16 protein-coding genes and 1 tRNA gene are annotated in these 16,356 nt (G+C 61.5%); 5 read left to right on the top strand and 12 right to left on the bottom strand.

Going from position 1 to position 16,356, the window contains the following annotated elements; all coding sequences use genetic code 11:
- Positions 1 to 81: 81 nt before the first annotated feature.
- On the top strand, positions 82 to 1,413 hold the full coding sequence (locus tag HYPGJ_RS18135; protein ID WP_046848667.1) for a hypothetical protein: 1,332 nt from the start codon (positions 82 to 84) through the stop codon (positions 1,411 to 1,413).
- Positions 1,414 to 1,520: 107 nt separating this feature from the next.
- Entirely contained in the window at positions 1,521 to 2,483 is a 963-nt protein-coding gene (locus HYPGJ_RS18130; RefSeq protein ID WP_046848622.1) for a DUF6232 family protein, read from the top strand.
- On the opposite strand, the gene HYPGJ_RS18125 is transcribed toward HYPGJ_RS18130, so the two are convergent.
- On the bottom strand, positions 2,484 to 2,945 hold the full coding sequence (locus HYPGJ_RS18125) for a GNAT family N-acetyltransferase (RefSeq protein ID WP_046848621.1): 462 nt from the start codon (positions 2,943 to 2,945) through the stop codon (positions 2,484 to 2,486).
- Positions 2,946 to 3,191: 246 nt separating this feature from the next.
- Between HYPGJ_RS18125 and HYPGJ_RS18120 the strand changes: the two genes are divergently transcribed.
- Positions 3,192 to 4,256, top strand: a complete 1,065-nt coding sequence (locus tag HYPGJ_RS18120) for a polysaccharide deacetylase family protein (RefSeq protein ID WP_046848620.1) — start codon at positions 3,192 to 3,194, stop codon at positions 4,254 to 4,256.
- Positions 4,257 to 4,493: 237 nt separating this feature from the next.
- Here the strand turns inward: HYPGJ_RS18120 and HYPGJ_RS18115 are convergent.
- Positions 4,494 to 4,580: transfer RNA gene (locus HYPGJ_RS18115), tRNA-Leu, on the bottom strand.
- A 250-nt stretch (positions 4,581 to 4,830) separates the two neighbouring features.
- Here HYPGJ_RS18115 and lipB point away from each other — a divergent pair.
- On the top strand, positions 4,831 to 5,559 hold the full coding sequence (gene lipB / locus HYPGJ_RS18110) for a lipoyl(octanoyl) transferase LipB (RefSeq protein WP_046848619.1): 729 nt from the start codon (positions 4,831 to 4,833) through the stop codon (positions 5,557 to 5,559).
- A gap of 85 nt (positions 5,560 to 5,644) precedes the next feature.
- On the opposite strand, the gene HYPGJ_RS18105 is transcribed toward lipB, so the two are convergent.
- Positions 5,645 to 5,941 (bottom strand): hypothetical protein, encoded by a 297-nt coding sequence (locus tag HYPGJ_RS18105; protein ID WP_244466293.1) that lies wholly within the window; start codon positions 5,939 to 5,941, stop codon positions 5,645 to 5,647.
- Between the two features lie 328 nt (positions 5,942 to 6,269).
- Between HYPGJ_RS18105 and HYPGJ_RS18100 the strand changes: the two genes are divergently transcribed.
- On the top strand, positions 6,270 to 7,118 hold the full coding sequence (locus tag HYPGJ_RS18100) for a LysR family transcriptional regulator (protein WP_013216193.1): 849 nt from the start codon (positions 6,270 to 6,272) through the stop codon (positions 7,116 to 7,118).
- 134 nt (positions 7,119 to 7,252) lie between these two features.
- Here the strand turns inward: HYPGJ_RS18100 and HYPGJ_RS18095 are convergent, their stop codons facing one another.
- The 9 genes from HYPGJ_RS18095 to HYPGJ_RS18055 form a co-directional block, all read right to left on the bottom strand.
- A complete protein-coding gene (locus HYPGJ_RS18095) occupies positions 7,253 to 9,271 on the bottom strand; it encodes an acetyl/propionyl/methylcrotonyl-CoA carboxylase subunit alpha (protein WP_046848617.1) in 2,019 nt (672 codons plus the stop codon).
- A gap of 208 nt (positions 9,272 to 9,479) precedes the next feature.
- Positions 9,480 to 10,490, bottom strand: coding sequence for a hypothetical protein (locus HYPGJ_RS18090; protein WP_046848616.1), 1,011 nt, complete (start codon positions 10,488 to 10,490; stop codon positions 9,480 to 9,482).
- A 598-nt stretch (positions 10,491 to 11,088) separates the two neighbouring features.
- Positions 11,089 to 11,808: a DNA repair protein RecO gene (gene recO, locus HYPGJ_RS18085; RefSeq protein ID WP_046848615.1), complete on the bottom strand. Its 720-nt coding sequence runs from the start codon at positions 11,806 to 11,808 to the stop codon at positions 11,089 to 11,091.
- Positions 11,809 to 11,857: 49 nt separating this feature from the next.
- Positions 11,858 to 12,796 (bottom strand): GTPase Era, encoded by a 939-nt coding sequence (gene era / locus HYPGJ_RS18080; RefSeq protein WP_046848666.1) that lies wholly within the window; start codon positions 12,794 to 12,796, stop codon positions 11,858 to 11,860.
- A complete protein-coding gene (gene rnc, locus HYPGJ_RS18075) occupies positions 12,783 to 13,490 on the bottom strand; it encodes a ribonuclease III (protein WP_046848614.1) in 708 nt (235 codons plus the stop codon). The genes era and rnc overlap by 14 nt, the downstream gene beginning before the upstream one ends.
- Positions 13,491 to 13,510: 20 nt before the next feature.
- Entirely contained in the window at positions 13,511 to 14,278 is a 768-nt protein-coding gene (lepB, locus tag HYPGJ_RS18070) for a signal peptidase I (protein WP_046848613.1), read from the bottom strand.
- A gap of 198 nt (positions 14,279 to 14,476) precedes the next feature.
- Positions 14,477 to 14,890 (bottom strand): holo-ACP synthase, encoded by a 414-nt coding sequence (gene acpS / locus HYPGJ_RS18065; protein WP_046848612.1) that lies wholly within the window; start codon positions 14,888 to 14,890, stop codon positions 14,477 to 14,479.
- Positions 14,887 to 15,705 (bottom strand): pyridoxine 5'-phosphate synthase, encoded by an 819-nt coding sequence (locus HYPGJ_RS18060; RefSeq protein ID WP_046848611.1) that lies wholly within the window; start codon positions 15,703 to 15,705, stop codon positions 14,887 to 14,889. The genes acpS and HYPGJ_RS18060 overlap by 4 nt, the downstream gene beginning before the upstream one ends.
- A gap of 45 nt (positions 15,706 to 15,750) precedes the next feature.
- Complete coding sequence (locus HYPGJ_RS18055) at positions 15,751 to 16,245, bottom strand: DUF2062 domain-containing protein (protein WP_244466292.1); 495 nt, start codon at positions 16,243 to 16,245, stop codon at positions 15,751 to 15,753.
- Between the last annotated feature and the right edge of the window lie 111 nt (positions 16,246 to 16,356).

Here is a 16,356-nt window from a genome sequence, read left to right as displayed (position 1 = left end):
TCGGATTTGTTGCATCGGCGACGCTGCCGCAACATTGATTTGCCAGAATTTTCAGTGCCATTGACGCCGACGGAGGCGCTCATGTCGGTTCAGCGACGGCCCGCGACGGCCTTATGCCTCGCGCTTATTGCAAGTGTGGTCGTTCCAACCGCTGCGGCCGCGCAGGCGGCAAAGCGCGATGCCATCGCAGACTGGCTGAAGGCGCGCGAAACCAACGCGCCGTCGCCGATCGATCCCTCCGTGAAGAGCGACACGCTCAGTCCGGCTGCGGCTGCCGCGAAAGCTGCGGCGCAAGATCCGCGCGACGGCGATATTCAGTACGAGCAAGCCAAGGCGCTGATGGCGGCCGTCGATGCGGTGCTCAAGGATGCCGCCGATTCCCGCGCGGGGGCGAGCAAGCTGCCGAGCCGCGACGAATACATCATCCCGCCGTTCTGGAAGGAAACGCGCGAAGACCGCAACACCAAGGTGCGCGATCTTCTCGACGCGGCCCTCGGAATCGTCACGAACGCGCCGGTCGTCGACGTCCAGAAGCGGCTCGACGTGCTGCGCCACAACATTCGCGACATCGAAGAGCAGAACGTCAAGCTGAAGGAAAAGCAGCTCGTCGCGCCCAAGGACGCAAATTTTCCCGGCGTTCTGACGGATACCGTCGACTCGATCGAAGCGCAGATCGCGGAAAATAATAAGCGCATCGCCGCCAACCGCGCTGAGATCAAGAAGGAAAAAGGCGAGATCGCCGCGGCACTCAAGGCGGCGGGCATCGAATTGCAGCCGGAGCAAGTCGATCTGCTGCTCGACAGCGTGCTCTCGGGAGATCTCATCCGCCTCGTCGCCGTCTTCAACGCCGCCAAGATGATCGACGGGCAGCTGGCGAAGCTCATCGGCTCGACGGGCGACAACATGGGCGCGGCGCGGCGTTATTTTGCGATGCATGCGGCGCTTTTCGCGATGCTCGTGCAGGCGCAGGACGCGACGATCGCCAAGATCGATACGCAGTATCTGCCGAAGCTCGAAGCCATCATTTCGGATATCGCGGCGGCGCGGCGGCGGACGGCCGATCTGCTCAAAGCCGAGAATCGCCCGGACCAGCAGCGGGCGCTCGAATCGAATCGCGACAGCCAGAAGATCGCCGACTCGGCTGCGCAGAGCTATCGCCGCTATCTGCAGCAACAGCGCGAGCAGATCGCGAAGGCGCGGCTCAAGGCATCGCATGACCTGAAAATCGCGGATAATACGTATGAAACCGTCGAAGCCAGCGTGCAGCTTCGCGATCTGATGCGCGAGAGCTCCACGTCGTTCGAGGCGATCCAGAAGCTCGAATCGCCGAGCCTCGATCAGATTTTCAAGAACGAGGAACTGCGGAAAGAGTTCGAGGACTTGACGCGCAAGCTCGATGCTCCGGCGAGCTAAGCGCGCTATCAACAGGCGTCCGTTCGCTGGACTTCTGTTTGCGGCGCGGATCGACTATGTTCCGCGCGAGAACTAGTGCGACAGCTCCGAAAGTGAGCACTCCTATAATGATATTTCACGGACGCATCCCCGAGAGCGCCGCGGCGACGAAGACGTTTGACGCGCTTCGCATCGAGGGCCGCGTTCTGACCACGCCGTCGCGCACCATCCCGATTGCGAACATCGCAAGCGTCTCCGTCGGCACCCACGTCAGACAAAAGCCGACACTTCTTTATTGGGGCCTTGCCGCGCTCTTCCTAGTGATGACATTCGGATCGATGCGCCCGGATCTGTCGTTCGGCCCGCTCGCGCCGACCGGCGCCACCGTGCTCCTCGGCTTCATCATGCTCGCCTTCGCGGCGCTGGCACTGAAGCCGCAAGACAAGACGCCGTATCTGCTCATCTCGTCGAATGATGGGGTTTTGTCTCGCTTCACGGCGCCCGATAGCGCAATCCTTGACGAAGTTCGCGGCATCCTGACCGAGAAGATCAATCGCGGAGACGACTCGATCGCGTTCGCTATCGATTTCGAGAACGGGCAGATCGAGAGCCTCGCGGGAAGCAAGACCAGTTTGCCGCCGCAGCGCGCTCAGAACGGCGCGGGCCATGCGCAAGCTGCCGTCGCCGCGCCCAGCGAACGGGTTGCGCAGCAGCACGACGTTCCCAGGACTCGTCCGCCGGCGACCGAGGCTCCGCGCGGCGCGCCGCGACAGGTCCGCACCCAGCCCGCTCTTCCCTCGCCCTCCAACGGCGCCGCGTCTCCACCAGCAAGCGCGTTCGTCGACTACAGCACCGTGCTTTCCGCGATCGTCGAGATGCATCGCTTCTATGCGCGCCAGCCCAACACGCAACATCTCGAACAGCGTCTCTCAGAGCTTGAGCTGTTAATGCGCGCTGGAACTCCGACGCCGACGCAGAAGGCGCGGCTGCGCGAGCTTTCCAACGACATGTCGCAGATCCTGCAAGCCTACCCGCAAGCGGTCGAACTCTTCGACCACATCGGCAGCCTGCTTCCCGCTGGGCACCACTAGCTAGCGGCGGTACTGGACGAATTCAGTCAGCGATCCGAGGCGATCATAAAGCGCGCGAGCGGTCGCGTTCTTCGCCTGCGTCGCCCAGTATGTCCGCGATGCGCCGCGCCGGTCGGCCTCGGCATAGACCGCTTCGATCAACGCCCGGCCGATGCCTTTTCCGCGCGCGTCCGGCACGACGAACAAGTCTTCCAGATAGCAATACCAGTCGCGTGCCCAGGTCGATCGATGGAAGACCAGATTGGCGATGCCGAGGGCACGGCCGTTTGCGATCGCGATGAGCGCGATCATGTTGTCCTCCTGCGCCAGTAAGCGCCGCCACGTGGTGGCGATCACGTCCTCGGGAACATCCTCTTCGTAGAACGCGATGTAATCGCGAAACAGGCGAAGCCACTCCGCATGATCATCCGCGGTGACCGCGCGAACTTCGATTGTCGCGGAGCCAGTGTCGATGTCGGCCATTTGTTTGATAGTCCCTCGTCAATATAACAGCGCCCGACGCCTGCCCTTCGCGGGCGCACAGCCTGAGCCTTCAGATGCGGCGGGGCGTCGCGCAAACGGCGCAAATCCTCCATAAACCGCGATGGATCGCGGCTATTGGGTCACAGGGAGCGGGCCGATAGCCGCGAGAGGGCCGTGCATTTGTTGAACGTTCATAATCACCCCCCTACAAATCCCCGGTTCGAACCGGAAAACAAGTAGGAACTCATGCGGCACGCTTCTCTGCCTGTCATCGCTGTTGCTGCGCTGCTGTCGCTGGGTGCCACAGCTCCGCTTCATGCTGAGATCGAAGCCGGCGGCGCGGTTAAAGCCGACACGTGCGCGGACGATGGGAAGACGCTCGGCGTGTCTCGCACGATCGAGATCGATACCACCGGCGGACCTGCAATCGGTGGCGATCAGAAGCGCGCGCTGCAGCTTCTGAACGACGGCGAGGTCGTTCTGACGTTCGACGACGGCCCGATGAAATCCCGCACGCGCGCCATTTTGAAAGCGCTCGCCGACCAGTGCACGAAGGCGACTTTCTTCATGGTCGGACAGATGGCGCTCGCAGACCCCGCAATGGTTCGCGAGGTCGCCGCCGGTGGAAACACGATCGGCACCCACACGTGGTCGCATCGGAACATGCGGTTCGCCAACACCAAGGCGATTGACCAGCAGATCGAAAGCGCCGTCTCCATGGTGGCGAAAGCCAACGGAGCGCCGATTGCTCCGCTGTTCCGCTTTCCCTACCTGAGCTCGAGCCGCCAGGCGGAAGCGTATCTCAAGAACCGCAACATCGCCGCGGTCTGGGTCGACGTCGACTCGAAGGACTACCTCACGCGTAATCCCGAGGTCGTCAAAAACCGCATTCTCGCGCAGCTCGCGACGAGCAAGAAGGGCATCATCCTGATGCACGACATTCACGCCTGGACCGCACAGATGCTGCCGGGCCTGCTTGCCGCGCTTCACGAAAAAGGTTTCAAGGTCGTCCACCTCGTCGCAAAGGCGCCGGTCGCAACAATCGCCTCCTACGATGCCGCTGCAGAAAAGGCGATCGCGTCGAAGACCGCTGCAAAGGCCGCTGATCCGATGGCGGAGCGTTCCCTCGTCTGGTCGATGACGCCGGCTCCCGACGCGAAGCATAGGGCGCGAGCTGTCAAGAAGGTTCAGGGCAAACCGGCGATCGTCGACGGCGTGCCGGCGACCGCGCCTTCGTCCCAGGGAAAGACGCGCGCCCCCGCGGCTGCGAAAGACGAAACACCGTTCTGGCAGTTCAATCTGTTCAACTGAGCAGCCGTCCCCGCGCAGAGACGTGTTGCGAGCCGCCTCGGTGAAGGCGCTCGCGCGCTCAGGCCAATTTCTCGAAGAGAAGCAAACGCTGGCCACGCCCATGCTATCAGCGCGAAGCCTGCCTGCGCGAGCGCGCTATCGGCGGCGTTGCGAGCGCGCCTCGGGATAGTCCCTGTTAAGGGCTTCTGAACCTGGAAGGCGGGGGCTTCCGGGATGACCATTGGCTGGCGAGCCAAATGGTGCGGTTGAAAGGACTCGAACCTTCACGCCGTTTCCAGCGCTACCACCTCAAGGTAGTGCGTCTACCAATTCCGCCACAACCGCAGACCGGGCCTGACGCCCGGGTATCGCAAGTTTCAGAACCGCCGAAGCGATCCCAACTGCGAAGACGCCCGACGTAACAGAGCGATCTGACGAACGCAAGCGCCAGATTGGCTCTATCGGCATTCCCGATCATATGGGCCGAAAAACAGGGCGCGCGATCAGAGCACGCGGGACCGGCAGCGCACGCATTCGATCACGCGAGACCAAAGCAGGCTTTGCGAAAGCGCACGTGCTGCCATACATAATAACTATGTTTTCCGGCGATTCCCGCGCTGTTTCACGTTCCACGCCCGCGATCGATTGGGCGATCAGCGATCGGCCGGTCGAATATCCATTCTCGATCGAGGCGATGCGGGCTAGAGCTGCGTCAATCCGCGACAACGGGTCTCCCGAACTCGTTTGGCTCCTGGAGCATCCGGCGCTCTACACGGGCGGCACGGGAGCGAAAGACGAGGACCTGCTCAATCCATCGACGCTGCCGATCTTTCGCACGGGACGCGGCGGACAATTCACCTATCACGGGCCAGGGCAACGGGTCGTCTACGTGATGCTCGACCTCAAAGCGCGAGGGGGCGATATCCGAGCGTTCGTCACTCAGCTCGAAGCCTGGATCATCGGCACGCTGGCTCAGTTCAACGTCAAGGGCGAGACGCGGCAGGATCGAGTCGGCGTCTGGGTCAGGCGCCCTTTGGCGAGTGGAAATTCCGAAGACAAGATCGCCGCGATCGGGCTGCGCGTCAGCCGCGGGGTCACGACGCATGGCTTGAGCATAAACGTCGATCCCGACCTGTCTCACTATGGCGGGATCGTTCCGTGCGGAATTCGCGACTTCGGCGTCACCAGTCTTGCGAACCTCGGCCTGCCGGTCACGCAGTATGATGTCGACGTTGCGCTTCGCACGAATTTCGAGCGCACGTTCGGAGCGACCAAGCGGGTCGAGCCGCCGGCTCCGGGTGTCGAGTCCGTTCCCGCGAAGTGACGACTAAGTTTCTGACCTGAAAAAGAAAAGGCGCCTGTATCCTGAGGGGATACAAGCGCCGGATGCACGTGCCGCAATCAAATCTCTAGTTACTTCGCTCTCCGTTGGTCGTGTCGCTGCCACCGGTCGGCGCTACCTCGACTTTCGAAGAATCATAATAGAGAAATCCCCCATCGACCGAGACGCTTTCCGAGCCATGAAGCTCGTACTCGTCTTTCGAATTGTCGTTGAGGCGGATGATGCAGCCCTTCCGACAGACCCCATCGATCATCTTGCCGGACGGCAAAAACTCGTCTTGGCGAGAGGGCCCCTCAGTGATCGTGATTTTGACGTCCTTATCACTGCGGTTGGTAATCGTGGCCGCGTTAGCAGCCGAGGTCATAAGAAGAGCTGCGATCGCGCAAACCGTATGAGTTGGAAATTCGATACGGCCGCTTCTACGATCACGGCAAAAAGTCATTTACTTCTTTTTCTTCTTAGCTGCCTTTTTGGCAGGAGCTTTCTTGGCGGCTTTCTTTGCAGCTTTAGCCATTGTGGATCGTCCTTCCGTTTTGATCGTTGACAGACGCGTGCGTCTGTCGACCCGACTCGAGTCGAGTCATTTTCGACATTGATAAACTTCAAGACGTTGCACAAACGAAATTTGATGTTTGGTGATATCGAAAATGTCGATAGATGAGTTTTTATCGCAGAGGTGAAGTTCGAAGCCGATGGACGTCAATCTCGCTCGCACATTTCTGATTGTTGCTGAAACGGGCAGCTTCGTTGATGCCGCGCGTAAGCTCAACATCACTCAGTCCACCGTCTCCGCGCGCATCAAAGGTCTCGAAGATCTGCTCGGGCGACCGCTGTTTACGCGATCGAAGTCGGGCGTCGAACTGACCGGCGCTGGGGAACTCTTTCAGAAGCATGCACTGGCTCTGGTGCGCGTCTGGCAACAGGCGCAGCTTCAAGTTTCCCTTGCAGATCAGCATCCGGAGCACATTTCGGTCGGCGCGCCGCTCAGTCTTTGGAACGGCTTTCTGATGAAGTGGGCGTCGGGACTGAGGGCGAAAATTCCTGGCATCGCGCTGTCGGCGACGGCGGGCGCCTCTTCCCAATTGAGCCAGCGACTGATCGAGGGAACGCTGGATCTCGCCGTCATGTATCGCCCGTCGCTGCCGCCGGGACTGACGATCGAGCATCTGTTCGACGAGGAGTTCGTCCTCGTCTCGTCGGCGAAAGCCGGGAGCCGGCGCACCGTCAGCGATTATCTTCTCGTCGATTGGGGAATCGATTTCGTGCAGGATCATGCCGCCGCATTCCCCGAACATGCCAATCCCGCCATCAGCCTCGATCTCGGTCCGATGGCGCTCGACTACCTGCTGGCGAATGAGTGTTCGGGGTATTTTCCGGCGCGAATGGTGAAAAAGCTCATCGCGCGCGGCCGCGTCAGAGAGCCGAAACGCGCCCGCAAGTTCGTCTATCCGGTCTACATGGTCTATCCGGAGACGCGGAACGAAGAGGCGTTCGAGCCCATTCTTCGCGGACTTCGGCGCGCCGCAGCCAAGTTCAGCTAGAGCCAATCCGCTTTTCGTTGAATCGCGGATTAGCTCTAGGCGTTTGTTTTGCCGTGCTTCTTATCGGAAAACCTGTACCCACTTTTCCGGAAGCACTTGCGCTACAGCGCGTCTTTTTTGATCGTCGTTTATTTTTAGGCGAACTCGATGATCACCGCGTCGACCGCGAGGCTGTCGCCGGCCTGGGCGCTGATCTTCTTCACCTTGCCGTCGCGCTCGGCCTTCAGAATGTTTTCCATCTTCATGGCTTCGACGACTGCAAGCGCGTCGCCCGCCTTCACATCCTGGCCTTCGGTGACGTTGATCGCCTTCACGAGGCCAGGCATCGGGCACAGCAGATACTTCGACATATCGGCCGCGACCTTGACCGGCATGAGAGCGGCGAGTTCCGCTTCCCGTTCCGTGTAGACGAATGTCGGCGCCTGCATGCCGCGATAGGAAAGCAGCATGCCGTTCGCGATCGGGCGGACCTGAACGGCGACTTCGGCGCCTTCCACGGTTCCGTGCCAGACCGGCTCGCCCGGCCACCACTCGGAGGTGATCTCAAGCGTTTTGGTCGGCTCACCCTCATCGTTCAAGATCGAGATGTAATAAGGTCCGGGGATCGCTCCCATCGCCTCGAGCTTGACCGTCGCATCGCCGACCTTGACGATCCGGCGCTTGGCGAAGCTGATCGACCGGCCCGCCATCTGATGAGTGATGTCGCGGCGGCGTGCGTTGCCGAGGTGATCGATCGCACCGGCGACCGCGGCCAGCGTGATCAGATCGGCGCCTTCCGGAGCGCGTGGCTCGAAGCCGTCCGGAAACTCTTCCTTGATGAAGCCGGTCGAGAGCTTGCCCGAGCGCCAGCGCGGATGCTGCATCATTGCAGCCAGGAACGGCATGTTGTGCTGGATGCCATCGATATAGAACGCGTCGAGCGCCCCGGCCTGAGCCTCGATCGCGGCGGCGCGGGTCGGCGCGTGCGTCACGAGCTTGGCGATCATCGGATCGTAGAACATCGAGATCTCGCCGCCTTCGAAGACGCCGGTGTCATTGCGAACCGTGACGCCGTCCTTCTTGCCTTCCGCCGGCGGGCGATACTTCACGAGGCGTCCGATCGACGGCAGGAAGTTGCGGAATGGGTCTTCCGCATAAACGCGGCTTTCGACGGCCCAGCCGTTGAGCTTGATATCCGCCTGCTTGAAGGGCAGCTTTTCACCGGCCGCGACGCGGATCATCTGCTCGACGAGATCGATGCCCGTCACGAGCTCGGTGACCGGGTGTTCGACCTGCAGACGCGTGTTCATTTCCAGGAAGAAGAACGACCGATCCTGACCGGCGACGAACTCAACGGTGCCGGCGCTGTCGTAGCCGACCGCCTTCGAGAGCGCGACGGCCTGCTCGCCCATCGCCTTGCGGGTCTTTTCGTCGAGCAGCGGAGAGGGAGCTTCCTCGAGCACCTTCTGATTGCGGCGCTGGATGGAGCATTCGCGCTCGCCGAGATAGACGACGTTGCCGTGCTTATCGCCCAGCACCTGAATTTCGATGTGGCGCGGGTTCTCGATGAACTTTTCGATGAAGCAGCGATCGTCGCCGAATGACGACTTGGCTTCGGAACGTGCGAGCTGGAAACCTTCCTCGGCTTCCTTGGCGTTATAGGCGATGCGCATGCCTTTGCCGCCGCCACCGGCGGAGGCCTTGATCATCACCGGGTAGCCGATCTCGTTGGCGATCTTGACCGCCTGCTTCGCGTCGCCGATTTCGCCGAGATAGCCCGGAACGGTCGAAACCTTGGCGGCGGCTGCCGCCTTCTTGCTTTCGATCTTGTCGCCCATCGCGGCGATCGCCTTGGCGTTCGGGCCGATGAAGACGATGCCGTGCTTCTGCAGGGCGAGCGGGAATGCTTCGCGCTCGGACAAAAATCCGTATCCGGGATGGACCGCCTCGGCGCCCGTCGCTTTGCAGGCCTCGATGATCTTGTCCATGATCAGGTAGGACTGCGCGGCCGGCGCCGGGCCGATGTGCACGGCTTCGTCGGCCATTTCGACGTGAAGCGAGTCGCGGTCGGCGTCCGAATAGACCGCCACGGTCTTGATGCCCATCTTGCGCGCGGTCTTGATGACGCGACAGGCGATTTCACCGCGGTTAGCGATCAGAATTTTTTTGAACATGGGCCGTCCCCGGTCTTTGCCGTGATTGCTTGTTTCGCTGCTTATGGGAATGCAACGAGCCGTTCTAGTGTGTGGCGGGAACGACGTAAATAACGCAAGGCGGCGCTGGACCGCCTTAGCCTGCGATCACCTGCCGCATAAGGACTTTAGCCGCGACTTTGGTCGCACCGATTTGGCAACGATCTGGCACCGTTTCCCGGCACTGCTCTCAGGCGGCGTGGACCAGGCGCGCCACGGCTTCGCTCAGCGACGGGTGGATTTTCGGGCTTTCCTGCTCGAGATACTTGACGAGCGCGGTTTCGCTCGGGCTCAAGCGCCCGTCGCGGCCCAGGCGGCTGACGAGCCAGGCCGCCTCGGCCTCGGTGATCTCTTCGTTTGTAATGATCTCGATTCGCTGGTGCTCGAGGCGGGCCAGCGCGCGCTCTTCAGTCGTCTGATCCTGATAAGCGTCCTGGATCGACGCGAGGTTTGCGCTAACCATCGAGAGCAGCGCGGCAAGAACGGATGTCTGCTGATCCGGCTCGTGCAGGCTCGCTTCCTGGCGAAGCGCTTCCTCGCGCGAGGGAACGCGGTAGCCCGAGGCCGCCATCATCACGTTGGCGATCGCCTTGACGAAAAAATCAGTCCAGACCGGATTGGGTTTCTGATCGGCAACGGCTTCGTCGATATCGAACAGGACATCGGCCTCGGCGCGCGTAATCGCGACGTGGCCATCGCCACCGAACGCATAAAGCATGCGGCGGAGCAGATCGACTTCGCCCTCGCTGATGGTGCCGGCGACAAGCGACTTCCCAGCCCGCAGCGGACCATCGCCATGAATAACGGCGGCCTTGACCTGCTCAAGCGCGAACTTGACGAGACTGACCGGCGCCCAGCGCGCCTTGTCGAGAACGTTCACAAGCAGTTCGAGCTCGGTCTTGCTGTCGACGCGACCGTCATGAGAGATGCGGTCGATCAGCCAGTGCGCGTTGTCGGCGGTCAGGTAGCCTTGCGGCCTCTCCTGAAAGACGACGTAGTCGGTGATGGCTTCGACGAAAAAGTCAGCCCAGTCGGCCGGGCGCTCACGGCACGCGTCATTGAGATCGAAAAGAAGATTGGCCTCTTCCGCGGTGACGATGCCGTCTTCGTAAAATACCTGTCTTAAGGCGCGTAAATCAGCGCCATCAAGGCGTCCGCGATTTACGATTTCCCCAACCGGAAGCGACTGCAACCCACTCATCGGTAACCCAACCCCAAGCGCCGAACTCAGGGCAGACTAGGGTCGTATGCTTAATCGCTGATTAAAAGTTGGGCGAAAACTAAACGATGGCCAGAATGAGGCTTGGAGGTAACGGCGCGACCACCGCGGGATCGAGGATCGCAGCTTGCACTGCGATCCTCGTTCATTCCTGCCGCGCTCCCGCAAGCGCAACAGGAAAACATGTTGAGCGCTATGAGGCTCTATTTCCAACATCGCCGATGAACCGTTGCTGAAGGATGCGAGCAACGCACGGCATTTCCTATTTTTAATGTCGGAGCAGGAAGACCCTGACCCACGAGGTCGCGCGAACGATTGGCGATCGCTGCCCTTCAAAATTCATGGCCCGTCCGGCGGGGGGCTGCCGAACGGGCCAGATCCGGCCCATCACGTCTGCAGGTTCGGAGCGCGAACGTAAAAGACCGTTAGATGACTCTTTGCGGAGAGGGGGAAATCTCCGCAAAGCGATGGCAGACTGCGTGTCGAACGATCCGGCGATCCTTTCGCACCCAGTCAACGTTTGAACGGACGCGCGCGGAGTTTCCGTCGCCGAATTCTTAAAGCATCTACTCGAGTGAGATCATTGCGGGAGGTGCGCCAACAGACGCGAGCGCGGCTGCGGCAGGCTTTGACCGCGCGGAAGTAAAACGCGCGTTTCCAGGAAATGTCCGGTCAGCGCGAAACCGAGCCGGATATCGTCGTCCGTCACATGGCCGGAACGATGCTTGGTCAGAAACGCGGGCAGCGGAAGCAGCTTGTCCCGGTACGGTTCGCCAGCGGACGCCGACACGGCGCGTCCCGTGCGCGGCGAGACATAGATCAGCTGATCGTTGCTCCCCGTCGCCGCGCATTGGCTGAGATCGAGGCCAAATCCCAGTTCCTCGAGCAGCGCCAGTTCCCAGCGCACGAGAAGCGCCGGCCAAACCGTTGCATCATTCAAGAAGCCGAGAACGAACAGGGTGATTTCATAGAGGTTCGGATGCGGATCGCGCTCGGGCAGCAGATGCGTCAGCGTCGTCAGCGTCGAGAGCGCCGCAAGGGCTGCGGCATCGTCGAGCGTTTCGGCCGCAAAGGCGCGACGCATTTCGATTGTGACGTGGCCGAGCTGATCGGAGAGCCGCGCTTTCCACGTCGCGTCGACGTGATTGCCGGGTTGCAGGATGGGGCGGAGGCGCCGCGACCGGCCGCCGTGGACGAGGCCGAGATGGCGGCCATGCGTCCGCGTCCACAGTTCTATAACCGCCGCCGTTTCACCGTGCGGCTTGACCGATAGAACGATGGCTTCATCCGTCCATTGCATAATGCAGCGTTCGTCATTCGGAGACGCTATTCGGAGATTGTGGTGCGCCTCACGACTTCGGGAAGGGCAAGCCCATCTCGCGGTAGCGTTCCGGGTCGCTTTCCCAATTCTCGCGCACTTTGACGAAGAGGAACAGGTGCACCCGGTGGCCCGCCATCTCCTCGATCGAACGGCGCGCGGCGCTCGAGATCTGCTTGATGGTCGCTCCGTTCTTGCCGAGAACGATCTTTTTCTGTCCGTCGCGCTCGACGTAGATCGTCTGCTCGATGCGCGCCGAGCCATCCTTCAGCGTCTTCCAGCTCATCGTCTCGACGGTCGTCGTGTAAGGAAGCTCCTGGTGCAGATAGCGATAGATGCACTCGCGCGTCATCTCGGCGGCCTGCGTGCGCATCGGCACGTCGGTGACGTCGTCTTCGCCGTAATGCCACGGTCCGATGGGGACCGCGCCTGCCAGATACGTGCGCAGATCGGCGACGCCTTTGCCATCGAGCGCGGACACCATGAAGATCCGGTCGAAGGCCAATTCCTGATCGAGACGTTTCGCCAGCGCCAGCAGCTTCGGCTTGTCCTCGACGCGATCGATCTTGTTCAGCACGGCGATGCGTTTCATGCGCGCCGTTTTCAAGCGCTGGACGATCGCCATGACATCGTCGTCCGGTCCGGCAGCGGCGTCGATGACCAGCAGCACGGCGTCCGCATCTTCGAGGCCGCTCCACGCGGCGTCGATCATGGCGCGGTCGAGCCGCCGCTTCGGGTTGAAGATGCCGGCGGTATCGAGAAATACGATCTGGCTTTGGCCTTCGACGGCGATGCCGCGGATCGGAGCGCGCGTCGTCTGCACCTTGTGCGAGACGATCGCCACCTTGGTTCCGACGAGCGCGTTGACGAGCGTCGACTTACCGGCGTTCGTCGGGCCGAGCACGGTCACAAATCCGCAGCGCCGGTCACCGGCTTCGGACGATCCGTGTGCTTCTTCAGGCGTCGCCAAGACGGCCTCCTTCACCCTCGCGGGTCAAAAGCGCCGTTGCCGCCGCTTGTTCCGCGATGCGTTTCGATGCGCCTTCGCCCTGCGCCGGAGCGCGGCCTGCAATAATAACCTCGGCGGTAAAGCGCGGCGCGTGATCCGGCCCTTTGCGCGAGACGACGGTATATTTCGGCAATGCCAAACCCTGACCTTGCGCCCACTCCTGGAGCGCGGACTTGGCATCGACCGCGACTTCCGGCACGGGCTCCGACTGTTCCTGCCACAGTTTTCGGACGACGGCGCGCGCTTTCTCGAAACCACCGTCGATGAACACGGCGCCGAGTAGCGCTTCCGCGGCGTCGGCAAGGATCGTCGTCTTGTCGCGCCCTCCGCTGTCGGCTTCGCTTTCCGAAAGAATGAGGTGTGCGCCGAGACCGATATTGCGCGCGACCTTGGCGCAGGCTTCGCCGCGAACCAGCCGGTTGTAGCGGCGGGCGAGTTCACCCTCGCTCGCCTCGGGATATTGCTGATTGAGGATCTCAGCGATCGCAAGACCGAGCACGCGATCGCCGATGAACTCCAGGCGCTCGTTGTCGAAGCGCGCGATTTTTCCGCCGCGAACGCTGGCGTGCGTCAGGGCTCGTTCCAAAAGACCGGGGTCTTTGAAACGGTGTCCGAGCTTGGTCTCAAGCTCCTTGAATTTCCGAGGTCTCAACATGCGACTGTGCCGGTAGCGGTTTACCGCACGAGATGGAAGAACCTGTTCCAGCGGATGTCAAATGGCCATGTCCAAGGCGACCACCAGCGGAACGCGTCCGGCTCATCGACATCGGCCGAGAAGAAGATGATTTCGGCGCGTCCGATGAAGTTCTCGTAGGGGACGAATCCGACCCCGTAGCGCGCCGACTGAACGCGGCTGTCGGTGGAGTTGTCGCGGTTATCGCCCATCATGAAATAATGGCCGGGCGGCACCTTATAGACCGCGGTATTGTCGTAGGGACCATCGGGATCGCTATCGAGGACGTTGTATTTGACGCCGTTCGGAAGCGTTTCCTGGAAGACCGGAATGGCCCGCTCGCGGCCTTCTTCACGCGTCGTGAACGAGCCTGCCGGCACCTTCGGCACAGCCTGTCCGTTGATGAACAGCTGGCCGCTCTTCATCTGGATTTCATCGCCCGGAAGGCCAATGACGCGCTTGATGTAATCCGTTGAATTGTCTCGCGGCAGCTTGAACACCGCGACGTCGCCTCGCTTCGGCTCCGCGCCCCAGATGCGGCCCGAGAAAAGATCGGGGCTGAAGGGAAACGAAAACTTGCTGTAGCCGTAGGACAGCTTCGACACGAAGAGATAATCGCCGACGAGCAGCGTCTCTTTCATCGAGCCCGACGGAATATTGAACGGCTGATAGAAAAAGATGCGAACGAGCATCGCAATCGCGAGTGCTTCGACGACGATGATGAGGGTTTCCGACCAACTCGATCCCGACGTCTTCGTACCAATGCTCATTCAGGGAAGTTCCTCTGCGCCGCCGAGCAGCATCGGCCGGACTCGATTTGTGTCAGCCGTTCGCTATAGCGAGTTTGCCAAAGGCCCGCAATGAAACGCGGCAACATGACGAAAACGTAAGTAAAAACAGCAGGTCGCACCCTTTCGCCGGCGCATGCCTGAAGCCGGGCTTCGACGCGCGACTTTAGGAATTGAGCTTCAGCCCGACGGTGTCTCGATCGGCACCGCCGATATGACGACAAAGGCCTCGGCCAGGGGGTATTCGTCCGTCAAAGTCACGTCGATGCGGGCCGTAAAGCCTTTCGGTGTGAGCAGCGCCAGATGCCGCGCGGCGCCGCCGGTCAGCGCCAAGGTCGGGCGGCCGCTCGGTGCGTTAACGACGCCGATGTCGCTGAAATAGACGCCGTTGCTGAAGCCGGTGCCCAGCGCCTTGGTCGCGGCCTCCTTGGCCGCGAAGCGTTTGGCGAACGTGCGGGCAGGATGCGCGCGAGAGAGGGCTTTACGCCGCTCCTCCTCCGTGAAAACGCGGAGCAGGAAGCGGTCGCCAAATCGCTCGATCGATTTTTCGATGCGGCGGATATCACAGAGATCGTTGCCGATACCCAGGATCATCGATCGGACCGGCCCGCTCGCAGAACATCGTCGCGCGCCTCGTCCATCAGCAAGCGCATGCGCCGGACGGCTCCGGACAGCCCACCGAAGATCGCTTCCCCGATCAGGAAGTGCCCGATGTTGAGTTCGACGATCTCCGGCATCTCGGCGATCGGCTTTACTGTGTTGTAGGTCAATCCGTGCCCAGCGTGAACTTCGAGACCGGCTGCTGCGGCGGCCCGCACCGCCGTCGCGTGGCGTTCGATCTCGCGCGCAACGCCGACGGCGTCATGCTCGAGCGCCAGATTGCAATAGCGTCCGGTGTGGAGTTCGACGATGTCGGCACCTACCTTCGCGGCGGCCTCGATGGTTTTGATATCGGGCTCGATGAAGAGCGAAACGCGAATGCCTGCATCCTGAAGCTTGGCGACGAACGGCTTCAGCGTTTTGACGCTACCGCGAACGTCGAGGCCGCCCTCGGTCGTTCTTTCCTCGCGCCGCTCGGGCACGAGACAACAGGCGTTCGGCACATGCCGGATCGCGATTTTCAGCATCTCGTCCGTCGCCGCCATTTCGAGATTAAGCGGCCGCGTCAGCTCATTTTTGAGACGCGTGATGTCGGTATCCGAGATGTGGCGGCGATCTTCGCGCAGGTGCGCGGTGATGCCGTCGGCGCCGCCTTCGATCGCGAGATGCGCGGCGCGAAGCGGATCGGGATGCACGCCGCCGCGGGCGTTTCGCAACGTCGCGACGTGATCGATGTTGACGCCGAGACGCAGCGGAGCGCGGCGGCCAGGAGCCGTTGAGGATTTTCCAGGTTTATGGGGAGCAGGCACGATCTTGGGCCATCAATGTCGTTATGGAGAACCGGCAGCGGCCGGTCAGCGTGCCCTACGACGTTTTTGGAAAACGCGCACGGCCTGTCGCGTAGGATAGTAACTAAAGACGGCGGCGATCAAGCCGACGAGAAGTCCGCCGATCACAAGCGGCTCGATAATCGGCGACAGGCTGACGACGGCGCTGTCGAGCGATCGCGACGGGGCCATCAGTGTCGCGCTGAGTTTGTTCGCGCTCTGCACGAAGTGCTCGGCGGCGTCAGCCGGATCGTCGCCCAGCACCCAGACACCGGCCACGTACGACGCGCTCCAGATCGCGGGCCAGCTCAACGGATTGCCGATGAACGTCCCGAGCAGGGCGGCGGGAATGCTGACACGCAGCAAAAATGCAATTGCACCGGCGAGCGCCATCTGGAAGCCGAGAAACGGCGTGCATGCGGCGAAGACGCCAGCCGCGCACCCGAGCGCCACTTCATGCGGTGTCGCGCGAAGCCGCAGAATGCGCCGCCAATAATAGTTGAGACGCTTGCGCAAGGGCACCAGCTTCAGCGCCCACCTGCCGGCTACATCCGAAGCAACTGACAACCTGTCTCGCAAACTGCGATCCACCATCGTGCGCCTTGTGCCGGCTCTCCTGTACGCCAGAGACCT

Origin of the sequence: Hyphomicrobium sp. GJ21 (assembly GCF_001006785.1) — a bacterium.
GTDB lineage: Bacteria > Pseudomonadota > Alphaproteobacteria > Rhizobiales > Hyphomicrobiaceae > Hyphomicrobium_B.
The sequence above is the reverse complement of the archived record's forward strand: the minus strand, read 5'-3'. Positions and strand labels throughout refer to the sequence as shown.